Source organism: Armatimonadia bacterium (genome assembly GCA_039679385.1).
GTDB lineage: Bacteria > Armatimonadota > Zipacnadia > Zipacnadales > JABUFB01 > JAJFTQ01.
The window spans coordinates 1-16,522 of sequence record JBDKVB010000045.1; the positions used below are offsets into that span (position 1 = coordinate 1).

At 65.0% G+C, this 16,522-nt stretch carries 15 protein-coding genes; 4 read left to right on the plus strand and 11 right to left on the minus strand.

Annotated elements, in window-relative coordinates; genetic code table 11:
- The first annotated feature begins 397 nt into the window (after positions 1-397).
- Together ABFE16_04070 and ABFE16_04075 are read left to right on the plus strand one after the other, a co-directional pair.
- Complete coding sequence (locus ABFE16_04070) at positions 398-1,192, plus strand: hypothetical protein (protein MEN6344455.1); 795 nt, start codon at positions 398-400, stop codon at positions 1,190-1,192.
- Between the two features lie 184 nt (positions 1,193-1,376).
- Positions 1,377-2,030 (plus strand): response regulator, encoded by a 654-nt coding sequence (locus tag ABFE16_04075; GenBank protein MEN6344456.1) that lies wholly within the window; start codon positions 1,377-1,379, stop codon positions 2,028-2,030.
- Between the two features lie 97 nt (positions 2,031-2,127).
- Here ABFE16_04075 and ABFE16_04080 read toward each other — a convergent pair whose 3' ends face one another.
- The 7 genes from ABFE16_04080 to ABFE16_04110 form a co-directional block, all read right to left on the minus strand.
- A complete protein-coding gene (locus ABFE16_04080; GenBank protein ID MEN6344457.1) occupies positions 2,128-2,898 on the minus strand; it encodes a hypothetical protein in 771 nt (256 codons plus the stop codon).
- A 261-nt stretch (positions 2,899-3,159) separates the two neighbouring features.
- On the minus strand, positions 3,160-4,902 hold the full coding sequence (locus ABFE16_04085; GenBank protein MEN6344458.1) for a SulP family inorganic anion transporter: 1,743 nt from the start codon (positions 4,900-4,902) through the stop codon (positions 3,160-3,162).
- An 82-nt stretch (positions 4,903-4,984) separates the two neighbouring features.
- Positions 4,985-5,746 carry a hypothetical protein gene (locus ABFE16_04090; GenBank protein ID MEN6344459.1) on the minus strand — a complete coding sequence of 254 codons (762 nt, stop codon included), beginning with the start codon at positions 5,744-5,746 and terminating at the stop codon, positions 4,985-4,987.
- 50 nt (positions 5,747-5,796) lie between these two features.
- Entirely contained in the window at positions 5,797-6,216 is a 420-nt protein-coding gene (locus ABFE16_04095; GenBank protein ID MEN6344460.1) for a DUF202 domain-containing protein, read from the minus strand.
- Positions 6,200-6,649, minus strand: coding sequence for a hypothetical protein (locus tag ABFE16_04100; protein MEN6344461.1), 450 nt, complete (start codon positions 6,647-6,649; stop codon positions 6,200-6,202). Before ABFE16_04100 ends, ABFE16_04095 begins: the two co-directional genes overlap by 17 nt.
- A 40-nt stretch (positions 6,650-6,689) precedes the next feature.
- Positions 6,690-7,871: a hypothetical protein gene (locus tag ABFE16_04105; protein ID MEN6344462.1), complete on the minus strand. Its 1,182-nt coding sequence runs from the start codon at positions 7,869-7,871 to the stop codon at positions 6,690-6,692.
- 67 nt (positions 7,872-7,938) lie between these two features.
- A complete protein-coding gene (locus ABFE16_04110) occupies positions 7,939-9,030 on the minus strand; it encodes a hypothetical protein (GenBank protein MEN6344463.1) in 1,092 nt (363 codons plus the stop codon).
- A 321-nt stretch (positions 9,031-9,351) separates the two neighbouring features.
- Here ABFE16_04110 and ABFE16_04115 point away from each other — a divergent pair, with 321 nt between their 5' ends.
- Positions 9,352-10,458, plus strand: a complete 1,107-nt coding sequence (locus tag ABFE16_04115) for a hypothetical protein (protein ID MEN6344464.1) — start codon at positions 9,352-9,354, stop codon at positions 10,456-10,458.
- Positions 10,459-10,498: 40 nt separating this feature from the next.
- Here the strand turns inward: ABFE16_04115 and ABFE16_04120 are convergent, their stop codons facing one another.
- Positions 10,499-12,259 (minus strand): glycoside hydrolase family 99-like domain-containing protein, encoded by a 1,761-nt coding sequence (locus tag ABFE16_04120; GenBank protein MEN6344465.1) that lies wholly within the window; start codon positions 12,257-12,259, stop codon positions 10,499-10,501.
- Between the two features lie 220 nt (positions 12,260-12,479).
- On the opposite strand from ABFE16_04120, the gene ABFE16_04125 reads away from it, so the two are divergent.
- The gene (locus tag ABFE16_04125; protein ID MEN6344466.1) at positions 12,480-13,388 is read left to right on the plus strand and encodes a hypothetical protein; all 909 of its coding nucleotides are present in this window, start codon (positions 12,480-12,482) and stop codon (positions 13,386-13,388) included.
- Between the two features lie 71 nt (positions 13,389-13,459).
- Here the strand turns inward: ABFE16_04125 and ABFE16_04130 are convergent, their stop codons facing one another.
- From ABFE16_04130 to ABFE16_04140, 3 genes are all read right to left on the minus strand, one after another.
- On the minus strand, positions 13,460-14,272 hold the full coding sequence (locus ABFE16_04130; protein MEN6344467.1) for an SUMF1/EgtB/PvdO family nonheme iron enzyme: 813 nt from the start codon (positions 14,270-14,272) through the stop codon (positions 13,460-13,462).
- A 44-nt stretch (positions 14,273-14,316) separates the two neighbouring features.
- The gene (locus ABFE16_04135) at positions 14,317-15,501 is read right to left on the minus strand and encodes a hypothetical protein (GenBank protein MEN6344468.1); all 1,185 of its coding nucleotides are present in this window, start codon (positions 15,499-15,501) and stop codon (positions 14,317-14,319) included.
- Positions 15,502-15,775: 274 nt separating this feature from the next.
- Positions 15,776-16,510 (minus strand): PEP-CTERM sorting domain-containing protein, encoded by a 735-nt coding sequence (locus ABFE16_04140; protein MEN6344469.1) that lies wholly within the window; start codon positions 16,508-16,510, stop codon positions 15,776-15,778.
- Positions 16,511-16,522: the final 12 nt, after the last annotated feature.

The window sequence follows — 16,522 nt, forward strand, 5'->3', positions numbered from 1 at the left end:
GCAGTTGGCCAAGACACTGTGTCATACCGGAGAGACCTCCCGAAAGGGCCTTCTGTTGGCGCAGAACCCCATTTCGACGTCTCTCCGGTTTCACTTCCTCAGTAACTCATGAATAATGCGGGCTAGCTCACCAGTCTCTGTGCCTCGCTCGGACGCGGCGGTGGGTCCCAGGGCCGCCGATCCCTAGGCCTAAGGACCTATTGCCGTGCCGTGAACCGGACCGTAGACTGTCAAGCGATTGTCCCGCCACTGGAAAACCCTTCCGGACGGCGAGAAGGCGGCGGGCTTCCTGGCCCCAGCCGCGGGCAGTACAGGCAGAATCCGGGAGAGCCGCATGGTCCAGAGGCGCGCATCTGTCCACACGGACACCACTGCACATCTCGCCAAAGGAGAGACCATGAAAACCCCACTGACACCCGTAGCGTTGCTCCTGATAGCGATGGGACTGCTCGTTTGCAGCGCGGCCACCGCCCAGAACGAGGACCAGTGGCGGTGGCAGGCCGGCTTCTACACCTGGATCGCGGAGATGAGTGGACACGCCACTATGGCTGGCAACGTGCTGCCTTTCGCGGTGGACTTGAACGACGTGCTGGACAATGGGACCGGGTACAACCTTCACGTGGAGGGCATGAAGGGGTCCCAGGGCTTCTACCTGGATGGCAGCTACCTCAAGTACAGCGACTCGGCCATGGTGACACCGGGAAGCGAGAGCGCCGCGGTTAGGGTCAGTGGCGAGCTCAAGGAACAGATCGTCGAGATCGGCTACATCCACGACCTGTGGCGCAAGCAACTCAAACCCGACAACCCGGCTGCGGCGCTGGACGTCAAGGGCTACATCGGGGCACGGTACACGGACATGACCGTCAGCGCGGCAGTACCGTCGATGAGCCTCGTCGACGAACGCAGCGATAGCTGGATCGATCCCCTCATCGGCTTCACGGCGAGCATGCCTGTCGCCATGAAGGTCGGTATCCGCCTCAGGGGTGAGTACGGGGGCTTTGGGATCGGCAACGCCTGCGACAGCACCTACAAGATCCGGGTCAGCGCCCTGTATCTCTTCAACCCGAAGATCATGGCAGAGCTAGGCTGGCAGTGGATGGGCGTCGACAACGACGAGCTCGGTACGACAGGCACCACCGAGCTTGACATCACCTCCAGTGGCCCGCTCTTCTCCCTGACCCACAACTTCTAGAAGTCCGTGTGGTCCTCAGGCCATACGCAGACACCAAGGGGTGCCGTCTGTTCCCGGGCGGCACCCCAGACCGACCCGTGTGTGACGAGTTCTGAAGTGCTTGTAGGAGACGCTCCGGTCTACGTCGAAGAAGTGATTGGGGGCCCAGACAGTTGTTGGTGCCGGGTGGTGGGGGTGATCAGGCGTGGAGCAGGCAGAGAGCACGGTGTTCGTCGTCGATGACGACGAGGCGGTCTGCCGTTCACTGAAGAGATTGCTGCGTGCCCTTGGCTGGAAGGTGGAGGCTTTCGCCTCGGCCGAGCAGTTCCTCACGGCACCGCGTCCCAGGTCTCCCGCATGTCTGGTCCTCGATCTTGAGTTGCCTGGCCGTACCGGTCTGGAGTTGCAGGAGGCCCTGCGCAGCAGCGCCATCGACCTTCCCGTCGTCTTCATCACCGGCCACGGTGACATCCCGATCGCGGTCAGGGCGATGCGGGCCGGCGCGATTAGCTTCCTCCTCAAGCCGCTCATTGAGCGGGATCTGCTGGATGCCATCGAGGAGGCCCTGGCGTCCAGTTCCGAGCGCGCCAATCGGGCCCAGGAGAGGGCGGAGGTCTGCCGGCGGATCGAGTGCCTCACCCCGCGGCAGCTCCAGGTCATGCGCCTCGTCATCCGTGGCATGCTCAACAAGCAGATTGCCGCAGCACTCCACATTGCCGAGAAGACGGTCAAGGTGCACCGCTCGCGTATGATGCAGGTGATGCAGGTCGACTCCGTGGCTGAGCTGGTCCGTCTGGCAGCCAAGGCCGAACCCGGTCTGGAGTCGTCTGTGGCCGTAGGCGCTGCGTGTCATAGCTGACCTTCTCCGGCGCCTCTTCCCACGCGAAAGAACTAGTCCCCTGCGGCTGCGCAGGGGACTGACTGGTTCTTGCGATAGAGAAGGAAGCCGGCCGATGCTACTGTCGTGCCAGGAGCATGTGAACGACCTGCTCGGGGTCGATCATGTGGGTGTAGCTATCGTCCCCAGCCTCAATCAGCACGCCCCTCAAGTCACCGTTGAAGGCATTGCCCCGTGAGCCACAGTCCTCGGAGATGGGCGAGCCGGCATCAACGCCTACGTCGCAGGTGTCGTCAGCGGAAAAGAGGACAGACTCGGTCACCGGCACAGCCCCTTCGCCGTCCTTCTTGTCATCTAGGTAGAGAGAGATCTTACCACCCTTGGCGGGACCGCCGCCCTCATAGGCGAACTCCATGCGCACCTTGTGTTCGCCCGGCGTCAGAACGGTGGCGCCCTCGGTGTAGAAGCGCTGGATGCCCAGCAGGTTGTAGCAGTACTTCAGCTTCCCGCCCTTGGCGTAGAAGGACCATCCGCCGCAGATGCCGCCCTGGGCGACGATCACGCCCTCAGCGCCGCCTTCGGGCACGACGATCTCAGCGGAGACATTGTGAGACTTGCACTTGATGTTGACGACGCAGCTCTCGCCGAGGCGTCCCATCCCGCGGAACAGAACCTGTGCGTTGCCCTTGATGAGCGTCGGGCGTCCTGCCCTGTCTGGGTCGGCGCGTTCCTCACCGCGGTCATCCAGCGGTAGCGCATTGTGGCGGGCCGCCTGGATCAGCCAGAGGCGCTGCAGCTCATGCAGCTTCTCCGGCATCTGCGCTGCGAGGTTCTTGGCCTGTGTCCAGTCCTTCGTGGTGTCGTACAGCTCCCATTGGGGGTCTGACACGGCCCACCGAAGGCGCTGGAGCACCCGAATCCCGCATCATCGATCAGGATGATCAGGATGTTCGGCGCGCCCTCGGGCGGGCGCAAAGGATCGATGGCCGGGTACCTGCTGTCCGGGTTGCTCGCGTCGAAGTGAACCACTTCGGTGTGAGGCCGATCGGGGATTGGCAAGACGACGCGACTCGCGTCCAGATGTGGCACCTCGCTCACCTCTCTCCACCGGATGTCTGAGCAGCGGCAGATCGCCGTCCCATCGCACGCCTCACTTCCCGGCCTCCTCCTGACCGCGGGCATGGTCGATGCGCAGGAAGGCCTTCTCGGCTTCCTCGACCGTCCCGAACACGTAGTCCTTGCCCAGTCGGTCGACGAAACCCGTGCGCACCAGCATCTCGAGGAACTTGCCCCTGGCCCGCGCGAGGGCCATTGTCTTCCCGGCGGCAACAAGGCTGCGCCGGACCTCCTCGAGGGCATCGCTCCCCGTCGTGTCAATCAGGGCCATGGCTTCGGCGTCCAGCACGAACCACTCCAGGTCATGGCTGCTGCTGATCACCTGGCGCACCCGCGAACTGAAGTAGGGCGCGTTGAAGTAGACCACCGAGGCATCGAATCGGTAGGCCAAGACCCCGGGGATGGTCACTGCCTGCGGGAACTCCGCAACATCGACATGACCGCGCAGGCCGGGGAGGGTACCTAGGATCGCGTCCGACGGCCGCGAAGCTCGGGCCAGCAACCCGATCAGTGAGAGGATGGCCGCCACCAGCACGCCGGGCGCCATCCCGACGGTGATGACCCCCAGTGTCGTGATCACCGTGAGCCGGAACTCGGGTCGCGAGACACGCCGGAACCAGGTGATGGTCTCCCACTCGAACAGGTGGATGACGGCCGTAATGACGATGGCGGCCAGGGCCGCAGTCGGCAGGTATGCCAGAGGGCCGGTCACGAAGAGCAGCACAAGGGCCACGCCGACGGCTCCGACCAGTTGGGCCACCTGAGTCTTGCCGCCGTTCGCATCGACCACTGCCGTGCGCGAATCCGCGCCACTAATGGCGAAGCCCTGAGACAGTCCGGCACCAAGGTTGGCCGCGCCGATGCTGATGAACTCCCGGTTCGCGTTGAGGGTGTAGCCGCCCCGGTTGGCGAAGCTGCGGGCTGTCAGGATGCCGCTGCTGAAGCTCATCAGGGCGACACCCAGGGCTCCTGCGGCGAGGACTGCCATCTGTTCGGGCGGCACCACAGGGAAGCCGAAGGGTGGAAGACCGGTGGGCACGGTGCCGGTTACGGCGACTCCAGCGGCCTGCAGATTCAGCAGACGGGACGCCACTATGCCCAACACCACCACGAGCAAGGGCATGGGGAAGCGGGGAATCAGCCGCCTGCCGGCCGCCAGTAGAAGAAGGGCTGCGACGCCCACGGCGAGGGTTGGCCAGTGTGTCTGGTCGAGCTTGCGGAGGAGGTCGTAGGCCAATCGGAAAAAGCCGCCGCCGGAGGCGGTATAGCCGAGAACCTTGCCCAACTGCCCGGTGACGATGGTGATAGCGACACCGTTGAGGTAGCCGACGAGTACGGGTTTGGCGAGGAAGTCGGCGACGAAGCCGACGCGGGCGACACCGGCGGCGATGCTGATGGCCCCGACCATGAGCGACAACATAGCCACCAGCGGGATCCGCTGTTGAGGGTCACTCGCCAGGGGAGCGACGACGGCCCCAACCAGCGCAGCCGTTGCGGAGTCGGGTCCTACGACGAGCTGGCGCGACGACCCCAGGAAGGCGTACACCACCATCGGCAGGATCGTCGCCCAGAGGCCGACGACGGGCGGGACACCGGCGAGCTGGGAGTACGCCAGACCAATCGGCACCGCGACGGTCACAAGTGCCAACCCGGCTCCGATGTCGCCGCGCAGCCAGGACTTCTCGTAGCGGCGCAGCACCGCCAGTAAGGGCATCCACGACTCCAGCCGGCCAAGAGGTCTGCGCTGCTCCCCGACCTCCTTCACTGGTGATGCCATCGCAGGGCCTCCCATGCCAGGCCGACTCTCGCCGCCGCAGAACGCTCCTGGGCAGTTTCAGCGCCCTGGGGTCTGTCCGTCACTACCCAGGTCCCGCCTCCAGCCACGCCGCCCACAGAATCAGCGCGCCATAGCTGAGAGCGCCGAGAGCGAAGTAGGTGAACCGGCCCTCGCCCTCCCGGGGGAACTCGTCTTTGATGCTGTTGATCACCACGCCACCTGCTACCAGACCGACAATGGTCGTCAGACAACTGATTGAGACCGGCGCGAGCCAGGCCACCAGCGCCCCTGCGAGGATAGAGCCGGCCATCAGCCACCGGCCGAACCGCTCAAAGCGCACGCCATAGTCGCTACGCATGCCCTCATCCGTGATCAGGATGTGCAGCGCCAGGGCCCCACAGTAGAGCGCCAGGGCAGCCAGACCCTTGGACCACTCCACGAGCAGATAGCCCATCATGAGGTTGTAGATGGCGAAGCCGCCCTCATGCACTGGGACCATCTGCCCCGCAGCGTCCTCGCCTTCGGCCTCTGCTGGGACCGTGCCCGGGCTCTTGCGGTGCCCCATGAGCTGCTCGAGGCCGTAGAAGATCGTGAAACCGAGCAGGGCTGCGACATAGACTCGGAACTGAGGAAAGGGCAGTCCCTTCCCCTCCATGGCCTCTACGAAGGCACGCTGCTTGTCACCCATCAGAGGCAGCAGATCCAGGAACACGTAGGCCACGGATACGCCCGCAGCCAGTGACAGCCACCTGCGACGGTGAGCGATGCCGCTCAGGTTCAGGTTACCACTCAGCACGTGCACGAGGGCCAGGGCCAGAGCCCCGACCAGGTAGGCGATACCCACTCCGTGCTCCTTCGCCGGAACAGAAGGGTCCGTCTGAGCCTGTGCCTACGTCAGAAGGGGCCGGTCTGCATCGCGATCCCCAGGAACACAAGGAGCCCCAGCAGGACGATGAAGAAGGCGACGATAAGGCTGGCTGAGATCGGGCGCTGGAGCGGGTGCAACCCCAACTCGTGGTAGGCCCTGACGTGCTGATAGATAGCCAGCACCATGCCCAGCGTGCCCATGATCGCCAGTGCCAGCCCAATGTTGCGTCCCGCGTGAGGCCTCTCGACCGGCCCGGGCAGCTTCTCCTGCATCTGCTGCAGGAACTTGGCGATCGTGAAGCCGAAACTGATCATGGACAGCGCGGTCCGCACCCAGGCATCCAGGGTCCTCTCGAGCGCCAGCCGGGTACGCATCACTGCCAGGTCGGTTCGCTCCTGGGCCAGTTGCGTGCCCACATCCTTCTGCGCCTCAGGCTGATCCGTCACTGCCATCATCTCCTGATGGAGCCAGAGGAGGCCCTTGTCGAGTGGCACGGATTGAGGGCAGCCGCGAGGCGATCCGGTTGGTGATGCCCCGGGCCAGCGAATACGGGATGGCCATGCAGACCACACCTACGATGATCGCAGCGCCGGGGTAGACCATGGCCAGGATCATGTACTGGATCACCGCGTCGAACACGGTGGCGAAGATCACTGCCTTCCCGATCCCGGCCCAGCCGCTGGCGGCCTGACGCTTCCGGTCTGTGGGCACCATGACGATGTCGAAGATGTACGGGGGCTGGCCCATCTTGGCGTCGTTCACGCCGTCCCTGACACCGTAGAGGACTGCGAGAATCGGCTGAAGGATGAACCGAAACGCTGCCGGGCCGGTCAGACGTAGTCCCATGTCGGCCCAGAACTGCGGTGAGAAGGGGTACACCGGCCTCACTCCTCTGCCCGGGTCTTCCCCGGGAGATGTCCTAGAACAGCAGCCCGACCAACCCCTGGAATATCTCCTGCGCAGGTACGAGCAGGAAAGCCACAGGCACAAAGGGCACCGCCGCGCCACCAAGCAGGACGAGCAAGTGCCTTCCCCGGAACACGGTCAGCCGCATCTCGTACACGAGCTGGGCGACCGAGTTGAGATCGGTGCGCGCGGAGAAGTCCGGTTCGGCCAGCGACTGGGCATCTCCCGCTCCCGGTACCAGCCAACGCGTCTCGAAGGCTTGGCCCTGCTGGCACACCAAAGCCCCATACCCGGCAATCCCCGCGACCTTCGCTCGCACCAGTGTCCGCGTGAAAAGAACCAGGGGGCCGGCGAAGATGATAAGGATACCGAGCACGCCGCCGAGGAACTGGAGCTGAAGGTCACTGATCCCGGCACCGGCTGCGAGAATGCGGGTCGCGAAGTGCCCGGACACGCTCGCCAGCATTCCCGCCGCCGCCACCGCGAATACCATCAGCGACAGGTTGAGAAAGCCCAGTCCGCCGGCGCCATCCGGATGTGACGGCACGATACGCAGACGCAGACGGCTGACCTTCCAGCAGAACCTCCACCACAAGACCATCCGCCAGAGCCAGCGCATCGACACCAGCGTTGACAGGGGCATCGCGATGCACACGGCCCACCAGCCCGGTCGAGAGAGCAGTCGGGTGCCTCCGTCGACGAAGGCCCACTGCATCGCGCCATGGGCGGCCGCCTCGTAGATCAGGAAGCTGGATTGGACAAGGGCCACCATCAGGATGGCGATCTCCGCGATGGTCGAACTCGCCAGCCGCGTCGTCGAGAGGACCAGTTGATCCAGACGCGGGTGCTCCTCGGCAGATACCAGACCCGTCGAGCAGAAGCAGTCGTCGACCCACGCCAGCAGGCGATCGAAGCGCGTCTGGGCGGCCAGAAGCAGCGGCATCCCAACCAGAAGACGGCCGGTGAGGCCCCAATCGGACAGCACCGTCGTCCCCGCCGCTGTCCCGTAGGCCTTGCCTTCCGCGAGCGACAGGAGCACGAGTGGAAGCCAGGCGACCGCCGTCACAACCAGCCAGAGCCTCGGGTGACCGGGGTTGTCAGGACCTGCGAGCCCAGCCCGGTGGGTTAGGTCAAACAGCGGCCCGCGATTGAACAGCGAGAAACGGTGGACCGGCGAACCGCGCACCACGCTCACCCTGGGTACTCAGCAATCGGGCCTTCCGCCGGGCCCTGCGTTGAGACTCTCTCTCAGACTGTCCGGCTCATTTGCCGGGCAGTGCGGCTCCGAGAGCGTAGACCTCATAGGCGGTCCCCATCGCGGCGCTGCCAAGCATCGGGACCGTGAACTTGGGCGTCTCACCGGGCGCCACCCTGTTGATCACTACCCGCCCAAAGGAAGCAATCCCCTCTGCCTCGGGGACTATCACGACCACCTCGACCCGCGCCGGCCAGCTCTGGTTGTTGCGGATCATCCCGGTCACCGTGGTCGCATCCTGCCACTGTGAGTAGAGCACCGGGAGATCAGCCACACCGGGCTGTCCCCAGGGCTCCCAGGGCTGCGCGACATACGCGGTGCACTTGGCGAAGCTACCCTTCAGCGGCACGCGCTTGATGAAGGTCCGCATCTCACCCGGTCGCAGGGCCACGATTCGGTGCGCCAGACCTAACGGGTCGCCGTCGAGATTGGTGCCCACGGGTTTCCCGTCCGGGCTCATTGCGTTCAGCACCACGGTCGCGTTCAGCAGGCCGGAGGCGGGATTGGGGTTGGCAAGCGTGACCGCTGTAAGGACGCCACCCTTACCGTCCGGCAGTGACTTCGTGCCCTTGATGATCAGGGGCCGGGGTATCTCGGGTCCCACCTGCGGCTCGACCTTCTGGTCGGTGTCGACGTAGGCCACAAACTCGGCGCCCTTGGGCAGGGAGATGTCCGTGCCGTCGATATCGAGGAGCGGGATCAGTGAGGGCGAGGCCGTCAACGAGGAGCGCTTGCTGCCCTCGAACTCCATAGCGGGCAGGATGCGCGCCAGCAGGCGCGTGCCATCGGCCGCGGACACGAAGCTCATCTTGAGCCCGAGGGAGGCCTTCCTGCGGATAAGACGTGGTGCCTCGGAGGCAGTGACGACCGCCTGGGCCGCGGATCCCGGTCCGATGAGCAGTCCACCGTCTGGCGTGAACTTGGCGTCTCGGACGATGAGCTTGACGGTCGTCCCGACAGGGGTGCTCCCCGCCGTAACGGGAGTGACGACCTGCAGGACCACGGGCGTACCGTCGAGCATGACCACCGGCTCTGCCCACACCCGGGCCCCACTCAGAACTGCGAACAGCATCGCCAGCACTACCGGGTAAGCTCTCATCTCGACCCCTCCCGCCCCAGCCGCGCAACTGCACGCTGATCTTCTGAAGGCAAAGCAAGATGCCCCGACTCACGCTGTAACAAGAGGCCAGGGACACTAGAGTCTACGGCTCTGCGAGTTGAGCCGCTATTGGACCTTGGGGCACTCCCGACCATCGGCCCAGCAACCGCGACCTTGCCCTAACGTCCCATAGACACCGCGACGGTCGGGGCCTACCCTCTTGCTGTCGGGCAGCGCCGTGCATTCCGACCGGCGCTGCGGTGCCAGGTCGTCATCCCCTCGCCAGGCCGGAATCGACCGGCAGACTTCCGAGGCAGACCCATGAGATCGCTGACACGCTGGTTGCTCCTCTTGCTCACTGCCTTCGTGCCGCTTGCCGGGCAGGCCGCACCCTCCGTCATCGCCGACGGGACCCCGATCGTCGTGATGCTCCCGAAAGCAATGACCTCAGGCGGGCCCAAGGTCGGATCGACCGTGCCCCTGATCGTCCGCGACACGATCTATGACGCCGATGGCCAGACCCTCGTCCAGAGCGGTGCCGAGGCTCAGGCGACGATCACCGCCTCCAGGGAGGCGAAGCGTCTCCTGCGACCCGGCTCACTGGACTTCGTCGTCGACTACGTGACTGCCGTCGACGGTACGAAGGTCATCGTTCGGGGAATGCACCGGAAAGCGGGGAAGAAAGTGGGGATCGCGGCCCGGATTGGCATCTCGCTGCTCTTCAGGCCGCTGATGCTGAGGAAGGGCAAGGACGTCTCCTATCCCGCGGGCATGCAGTTCGCCGTCTATGCCGATGGCGACCAGAAGGTCGCCGGGGTCTCTACGCCGGAGGCTCCTCGCCCGGTGGTAGTCAGCAGCCTCATGGCCCTCTGCGCGGACGCCGACACCGTGCTGTATACCTTCGCCCTGACCAATCCCAACCACCAGCACGGGCTGATGAAGGCTGCGGTCATTGCCACCGTCCAGAACGCCGAGGGCGATCCCATCGGCAGCAACACCGGCCCGAACCCCGGTGATCCGCAGCAACTGGTCGCTGCGCTTGGCCCCGGTCAGACTCGGACCTACATCAAGCAGGTCAACTTCGGCGGCGGCTATGCGAAGACCGACGTCTATGTGGCTCAGCCCTGGGAGATCTGGGACGAGGAGAGAAACCCCGAGAGAGAGCTGCGGATGCTCTACTCCGAGTGGAAGGACGAACGCACAGTCACCGGCATGGTTCGCAACGAGCAGACAACCCCGCTCAGGAGCATCGAGGTCCTCGTCACGGTACGTAAGGAGGGTGCGGTGAGCGCCTTTGGTGTGACGAGGTTCGAGAGCCTTGCCGCGAACGCCAACCAGCGTTTCGAGGTGCGGTTGACCGGTCCCACGACTCCCGGCACAGCCTATGACGTCTCGGCCTATGGCCGAGTCCCGCCGCCAGCGAAGTAGCCCGGAGTGGTGCTGAAGCGCAGTCGGCCTTCGGCCTTCCCTACTTCCCGACCAGTCGCACCCAGTCCAGCTCGATCTTGTCCCCGGCGCCTCCCATGTCCAGGCGGAGGATCTTCAGCGTCCCGGTCCACTTGCCCTCAGGATCCTGCGTGATCTGGTAAGTGTGCCATGCGCCGTCCGGTGCCAGCGGGAAGGTCATGCACTTGTCGGCCGTCATGTTCGGGTCGGCGGTGGTCGTGTAGAAGAGCTGACAGGTTGATACACCCTCGGGTACGCGCACCCGCATCGCCACACACGCCAGTTGCGCCACTCCGACTCCCACGTTGTCCACGATAAGCTGCGGGTCGTCTCCTGTCGCCTCGGTTGTCAGGACACCGTCGACGACGGCAAAGGGCTTGACCTGGTAGGCGATCCAGCCCTCGCTCCCACGATCGGCGAACTCCCAGGCCTTCAGCGTCGGCCCGGTGGGAAGGGACTGGTCGACCTGCCAGTTGACCTTCCGCGTGGACAAGGGCGGATCGGGGTAGGGCTGCTTCTCCATCTCGGCTGCCTTCGCCAGCTCCTCGCCGTGCAGCACACTGAAGGAAGCGATCTTGTCAGGGCTCGGCACGTAGTCGGTATGCGGTTCGGGAGCCTTGGTGTAGACGCCGCGGAGCGCATCGAGGAAGCCGAAGCCCCACTGCTTGTCGGGCTCCAGGAAGCTGCCCTCGCCCCACTCATTCCAGGCCTCGATGATCGCCATGTTGAGGCGCTTGTCGATGTAGTTGAGGCTGGCGCGGCACATCCGGGCAAACTTCTCCGGGCTCTTGTCGCGGATGACGGCCGCCCTCTCACTGTGCCGTGGGCGGCTGTCCCAGTTGGTGCCAATCGGAAGCAGGTAGGGCAAGCCGGGCCTGGCGGTGATTCCCTTCCAGGTGGTCTCGTAGTGCTTGACCGTGTCGTCGTAGGGGATGCTGTAGCCGCCGCGCCACTCGTACTGGGAGTCGTAGTCCGTTCCGTAGTAGCCGTAGCCGGTCATGCCGCTGAACCCGGCGGTCTCATTCTGTCTCGCGGTGCCCATGGCGATGAGGTAGAGGTCTTTCATCCCCTTCGCCCGCAGAGCCTGGTTCATGGCGTCGATGGCCCTGGCAAAGCCCTCGGGACCGCCGTTGGCCTGGAGGACGGCCGCCGTGTCCCAGATCACCAGGACCGGGCGTCCATCAACAGTGAGGTAGTTCGGACGGCTGAAGTACTTGTCCGCCATGTAGTTGATCATCTCGACCAGGGCGGGAGGCTGGAAGTCTGCGTCAGCCGGTCTGCCTCCCGGACGGCCCTGCCAGTCCAGCCCGTGGTTGCACCAGTGGATGCAGAACTTCATCAGGTTGCAGTAGCGGGACTTCAGGAAGCCCTCTTCCAGAGAACGCAGAAGCCGGTGCTCACCGGCGTTCCAGTACCAGTCGAAGCAGAAGAAGGACACACCGTGCTCAAGCGCCCACTTGATGTGCCAGTCGTTGACCTCGGGGAGGGAGTCATCGTAGAAGCCCAGGAGCGGGCGAGGTGCAGGCTTCCGGGCGACCGCACGCCACTCGCTGTCCTCGTCATGGGTGCGATACGGGTAGTCGCCTCTGCCGGTGTCGCGGTACCAGCCGGGGAAGATGTAGACGCCGAGGGTCACGTCGGTCTGCACCGACTTGGGCTCAGGGACACCGTCGCCTTGCCAGACGACAGGCTCGGAACACGGGGCCACGGTGCCGAGGGCGACCAGGGCCGGTATCCAGGCGACTCTCAGGTTGGCCGCAAACGGGCTGAGACGCAGCGACATGGGTGGCAGCTCCCTTGTGGGTGAGTTCCGTCCTCTCGCGATCAGGAGGACACCGAAGGCCCCTTCCGACAGCCCGCAAAGCGTGCCCTCGCGTCGACAGTCCGGGAGCGACGCCTGCCGGTGCCGCTGGTCCATGGGTACAGCGTGCAGTTCCTCTTTGAGCCACTCGATCCTCCCCACCTGCCACGGGAAGGTTGCTGCACGAAGGGCGCGGAAGAGGATGTCGCCTACCCAAGACTCCCACAAGGACCTGCTCTCCCCCATGAAGATCACCTGCGACTGGCACATCCACTCCCGCAACTCCTGCGACCAGGCCTCACTGCCGATAGCCGACCTGATCACCGGCGCGGCAGGCGCGGGCATCAAGGACTACGGTGTCACCGACCATATCCATACGCCCTACAACCTGGGGGACCTGGACGCCTCACGGGCGGAGTACCTGAGCTGCGAACCCTCCGGGCGTTTCCACTTCGGGGTCGAGGTGAGTAGCGTCTCGCGTTGGGAGCTCGAACGGGTCGCTGCGGGTGCCGAAGGAAACCTGACCTACGGACTGCGCAGCGGCGGCCCTTGTGGGGCCGAACCGGCGCTGGCCCTCACCGAAGAGGACATGGCTCGGCTCGGGATCGAGTACGTCGTCGGCGGCACCCACTGGCCGCTGTATGTCCCCTTCGAGCGCGACGCCATCATCGCCGACTACCACCGCCAGAACCTGTTCCTCGTGACGCATCCACTGGTCGATATCGTCGCCCACCCCTGGTGGTGGATGGGGCACTGGAAGGACGCCGACGGCCGGTACACCAGCGACCCGTGGCTCGACGACTTCCGCAAGATCCCGCAGTCGATGCACGAGGAGTTCGGCGCAGCAGCGGTCGAGTGCGGCACTGCGGTCGAGATCAACCTTGGCGCAACGATACTCAACCGGGGCTACCCAGACAGCTTCGCACCGCAGTATGTGGAGTACCTCGCCGGGCTCAAGGCGCAGGACGTGCAGTTCAGCGTAGGGTCGGACTGCCACTCAGCGACCTACGATCCGGATTTCGCGGCTGCGGCGGAGATCCTCAAACCCCTCGGACTGCGCGATGAGGACTTCTGGCGGCTGAGTCCACTTCCCGAGGGCCCCAGAGCCTAGGCCAGAACAACGATGGAGCCCCACCGTCAGACCGATGGGGCTCCAAGGGGTTGCTGCCCTGGCGATGGCGATCAGCCCTGCGTTCCGACGGGTGTGAAGCAGGGACGCGCAGAGCCTGAGCCACCGTCGTTGGTGGGGTCGTCGCCGAACCGCCTCGCGGAGCGGCACTCGTCGGCGTCACCCCAGCAGTAGCCACCTCGCTCCACGCGCTCAGTACCCTTCTCCGGTCCCGTGGGGTCTGCGCTGGGGGAGCTTGCGTAGTACGTCTCCGAGTACCAGTCTGCGCACCAGGTCGACAGATTCCCTGCCATGTCCAGCGCGCCGCACCAGCTGACCCCCTTCGGGTAGCTGCCAGCCGGGCAGGTGTAGCCGTCGGGCCCCACGTTGTCATCGTTGCAGCAGAGGTTCTTGTCCCACCAGTTGCCCCAGGGGTAGGTCCGACCTTCCGACCCTCGAGCCGCATACTCCCACTGTGCCTCGGTCGGCATGGCCAGCCCGTAGAACCGGCAGTACTTGCGCACGTCAACCCAGCTCAGGCCGTCCATCGGGTAGTCGTCGGTGGGTGACAGGATCTCCTCTTTGAGAGGCACGCCCGATTCGCGGCAGTACCGCTTCCATTGCCCGAGGGTCACCGCGGTCTTGCCAAGCCAGAAGCCCTTGCTGATTCGTACGCGGTGCGCTGGCTTCTCGTCTGCAGGGCCGTCGACGGAGCCCATGGTGAACTCCCGTGCCGGCACCCACACCATCTTGGCCCCGTTCGGCCCGACGATCTCCTCCCCGGCTCGCGTTCCCGGCGTCTGCCAGGGCTTGGTCGTCTGCGCTAGACCTTGTGTCACAGGGAGGAGAAGGGCAAGGACGGCGGCACACACTACCAGGCGGTTCATCACGTTCGGTCTCCAATCTTCGGTTGCGGCAGGCTATCGGCATGCTACTGGAGCGGCGACCCATGCGGTGCGGCCAGGAAGGGTTGCACTCTCTTGGCCGAACCGGGTATGCACTCGATGACCTCGCCCGTGCGGAGGTCCACGGTGTATGCCTTCATGTCGCCCTCCCCGCCACCCCAGAGGAGCGCAAAGCGCCCCAGCATCCGCGCCATCCCCTTGTACTCGAAGTTGCCGATCTTGGCAACGGGATCCTCCTGCCCTGTGAACCACAGCTCGACGATCTCCGTGACGGGCTTGTCCCCGTCCCTGGTCACCTCCGCACTGAGACTCTGGCTCTTGCTGAGGACCAGGGAGAAGGGATCAGGCGGCCAGTATGACCCGAGGTGCTCCCAGCCCGCGGCAGCGTTCCTGGGGTCGAACCGGTACCAGGCGTGCTTGTCGCCGATGTACAGATCGGAGTAGAAGCGCCCGTCCTCGACGATCAGGCGGCCGGGGCGAGCCAGTTCGGGCAGCTCATAGACCTGCGGCGTGGCCTTGGGGTCTGTCAGGCTCGTGGCCTGCAGAGTCCAGATGGCGCCGAGGCCCTGCCGGATGAACCCGTACCAGAGCTTGCTCTCGGGGCTGACGACCGCCGCGCCGAAGGCGAAGGCACTGGTGAGCTTCCGCTCCTTGCTCACCTGCCCCGGCGCGAGGTAGAGCAGATCGAAGCCCGAGCGCGAGGTGCGACGGTCAGCGATGATCGATCCGTCGGCCTGCGGGTAGAAGGAGCTGACATACGGGAGGAGCAGCGTAGGATTGGTGCCCGCCAGGGAGATCTGGTAAAGGTCCTGGTTCAGGTCCCCATCCGGCTGCGCCGGCTCCGCCAGGTACAGGGCTGATCCCTGCCAGGTGCTCACCGGCCCGCCATAGCTGATCTTGCGGCTGCTCGTGCAGTACAGGTACTTGCCGGACTTGGCCTCAACGATGACGCGCCAACCAGGCGTGAGTGCCTGAGCGTACATCTCGCCCGGACGCGGCAGACCGAGAGAAGCATCCCGCCAGACGGTGGGCTTGGCCTCGGCGACACTGATCCCCTCGACCGGCACCTTGAGGCGCTTGGCGAGGTCGCGGCAGCACTGCTTCGCAATGAGCGGCGTCTGGTCGGCTTTCTCGGCACTCGCCATGCAGGCGACGGCCAGGAGCAGGAGGCAGACTGTACCCGTGACCAGATTGGCGCGTAGTGTTCGCATCCTTCGTCACTTCCTAGAGCGTTGTTGGTGCGCGGTCCCGTCCTTCGGACGGCGTTCTGCCCAAGAGGGTTCCCTCCGAGAGCCGTGAGTCGCCAGCTTTCCCCGCAGGCACTCGAAAGGGCACCATCCTCAAGATACGCGGCAGCGGCAAGGCTTTGGCCTTGGTCTCTGGGGCCAAGGCCGAGTCCGCGACATGAGGGAGTGAGTCGAGGCGGGTCTGCTCTGTGGGCCGACACCTGCCTGGGCATCTCGGTTGGTGGGATGACCGGAAGGCCTAGTCGACGCTGCGGCGCCGTCGCCAGGCAAGAAGGGCGACGAGGCCCATTGCGCAGAAGGCAAGAGTCCCCGGCTCCGGCACCACGTTCACGTTGAAAGACGGGCCGGAAGTGACGTTGCCGTAGGGCGTACCTGCGCCGTTCGCAGCCTCAGAGCCCGAGAGCCCGATCTGGTATATGCCCAGAGCCGTGGTATCCGGAAACGCGAGCCTGAAGGCCACGATGGTCACGGTCCCCGTCACCTCTGCCCCGACCGGGTTGTAGGCAGTGCTGATGTGGAAATCCGGCGGCGAACCGGAGCCCCCATAGGTGCTGTTGACGATGCTTACCGGTGTCGTGGGGTCGGCCGGCACGCTGGTGTCCCATAGGGTGTCGTTCTCGTACCAGCCGTAGTTGCTGAGCTCATGCCACTGGAGCGTCCAGCCCTCCTGCGGCAGAACCACATCGAAGGCGATGCCGCCGACGTTGTCGGTGGTCAGCATCTGTACGAGGAAGTCCAGGCTGCCGCCCGGCTTCACTGTCGCACTCGTCTGGTGAGGCGTGCTCAGTGTGTAGAGGTTGAAGACCGTCGACGCGCAGCCTGTTGACGCGAGCCCGAGCACACCAATCATCGCCAGAACACACACCCACCGCCCGGTCGCAGCGTGGATGTGGGGATGCCGCCCGGGCATGTGGCGCCCGCTGGCCTGTACTCCGGTCTTATCTGACCCGAAGGGATACCGATGGGCTCTCATCAGCAACCTCCA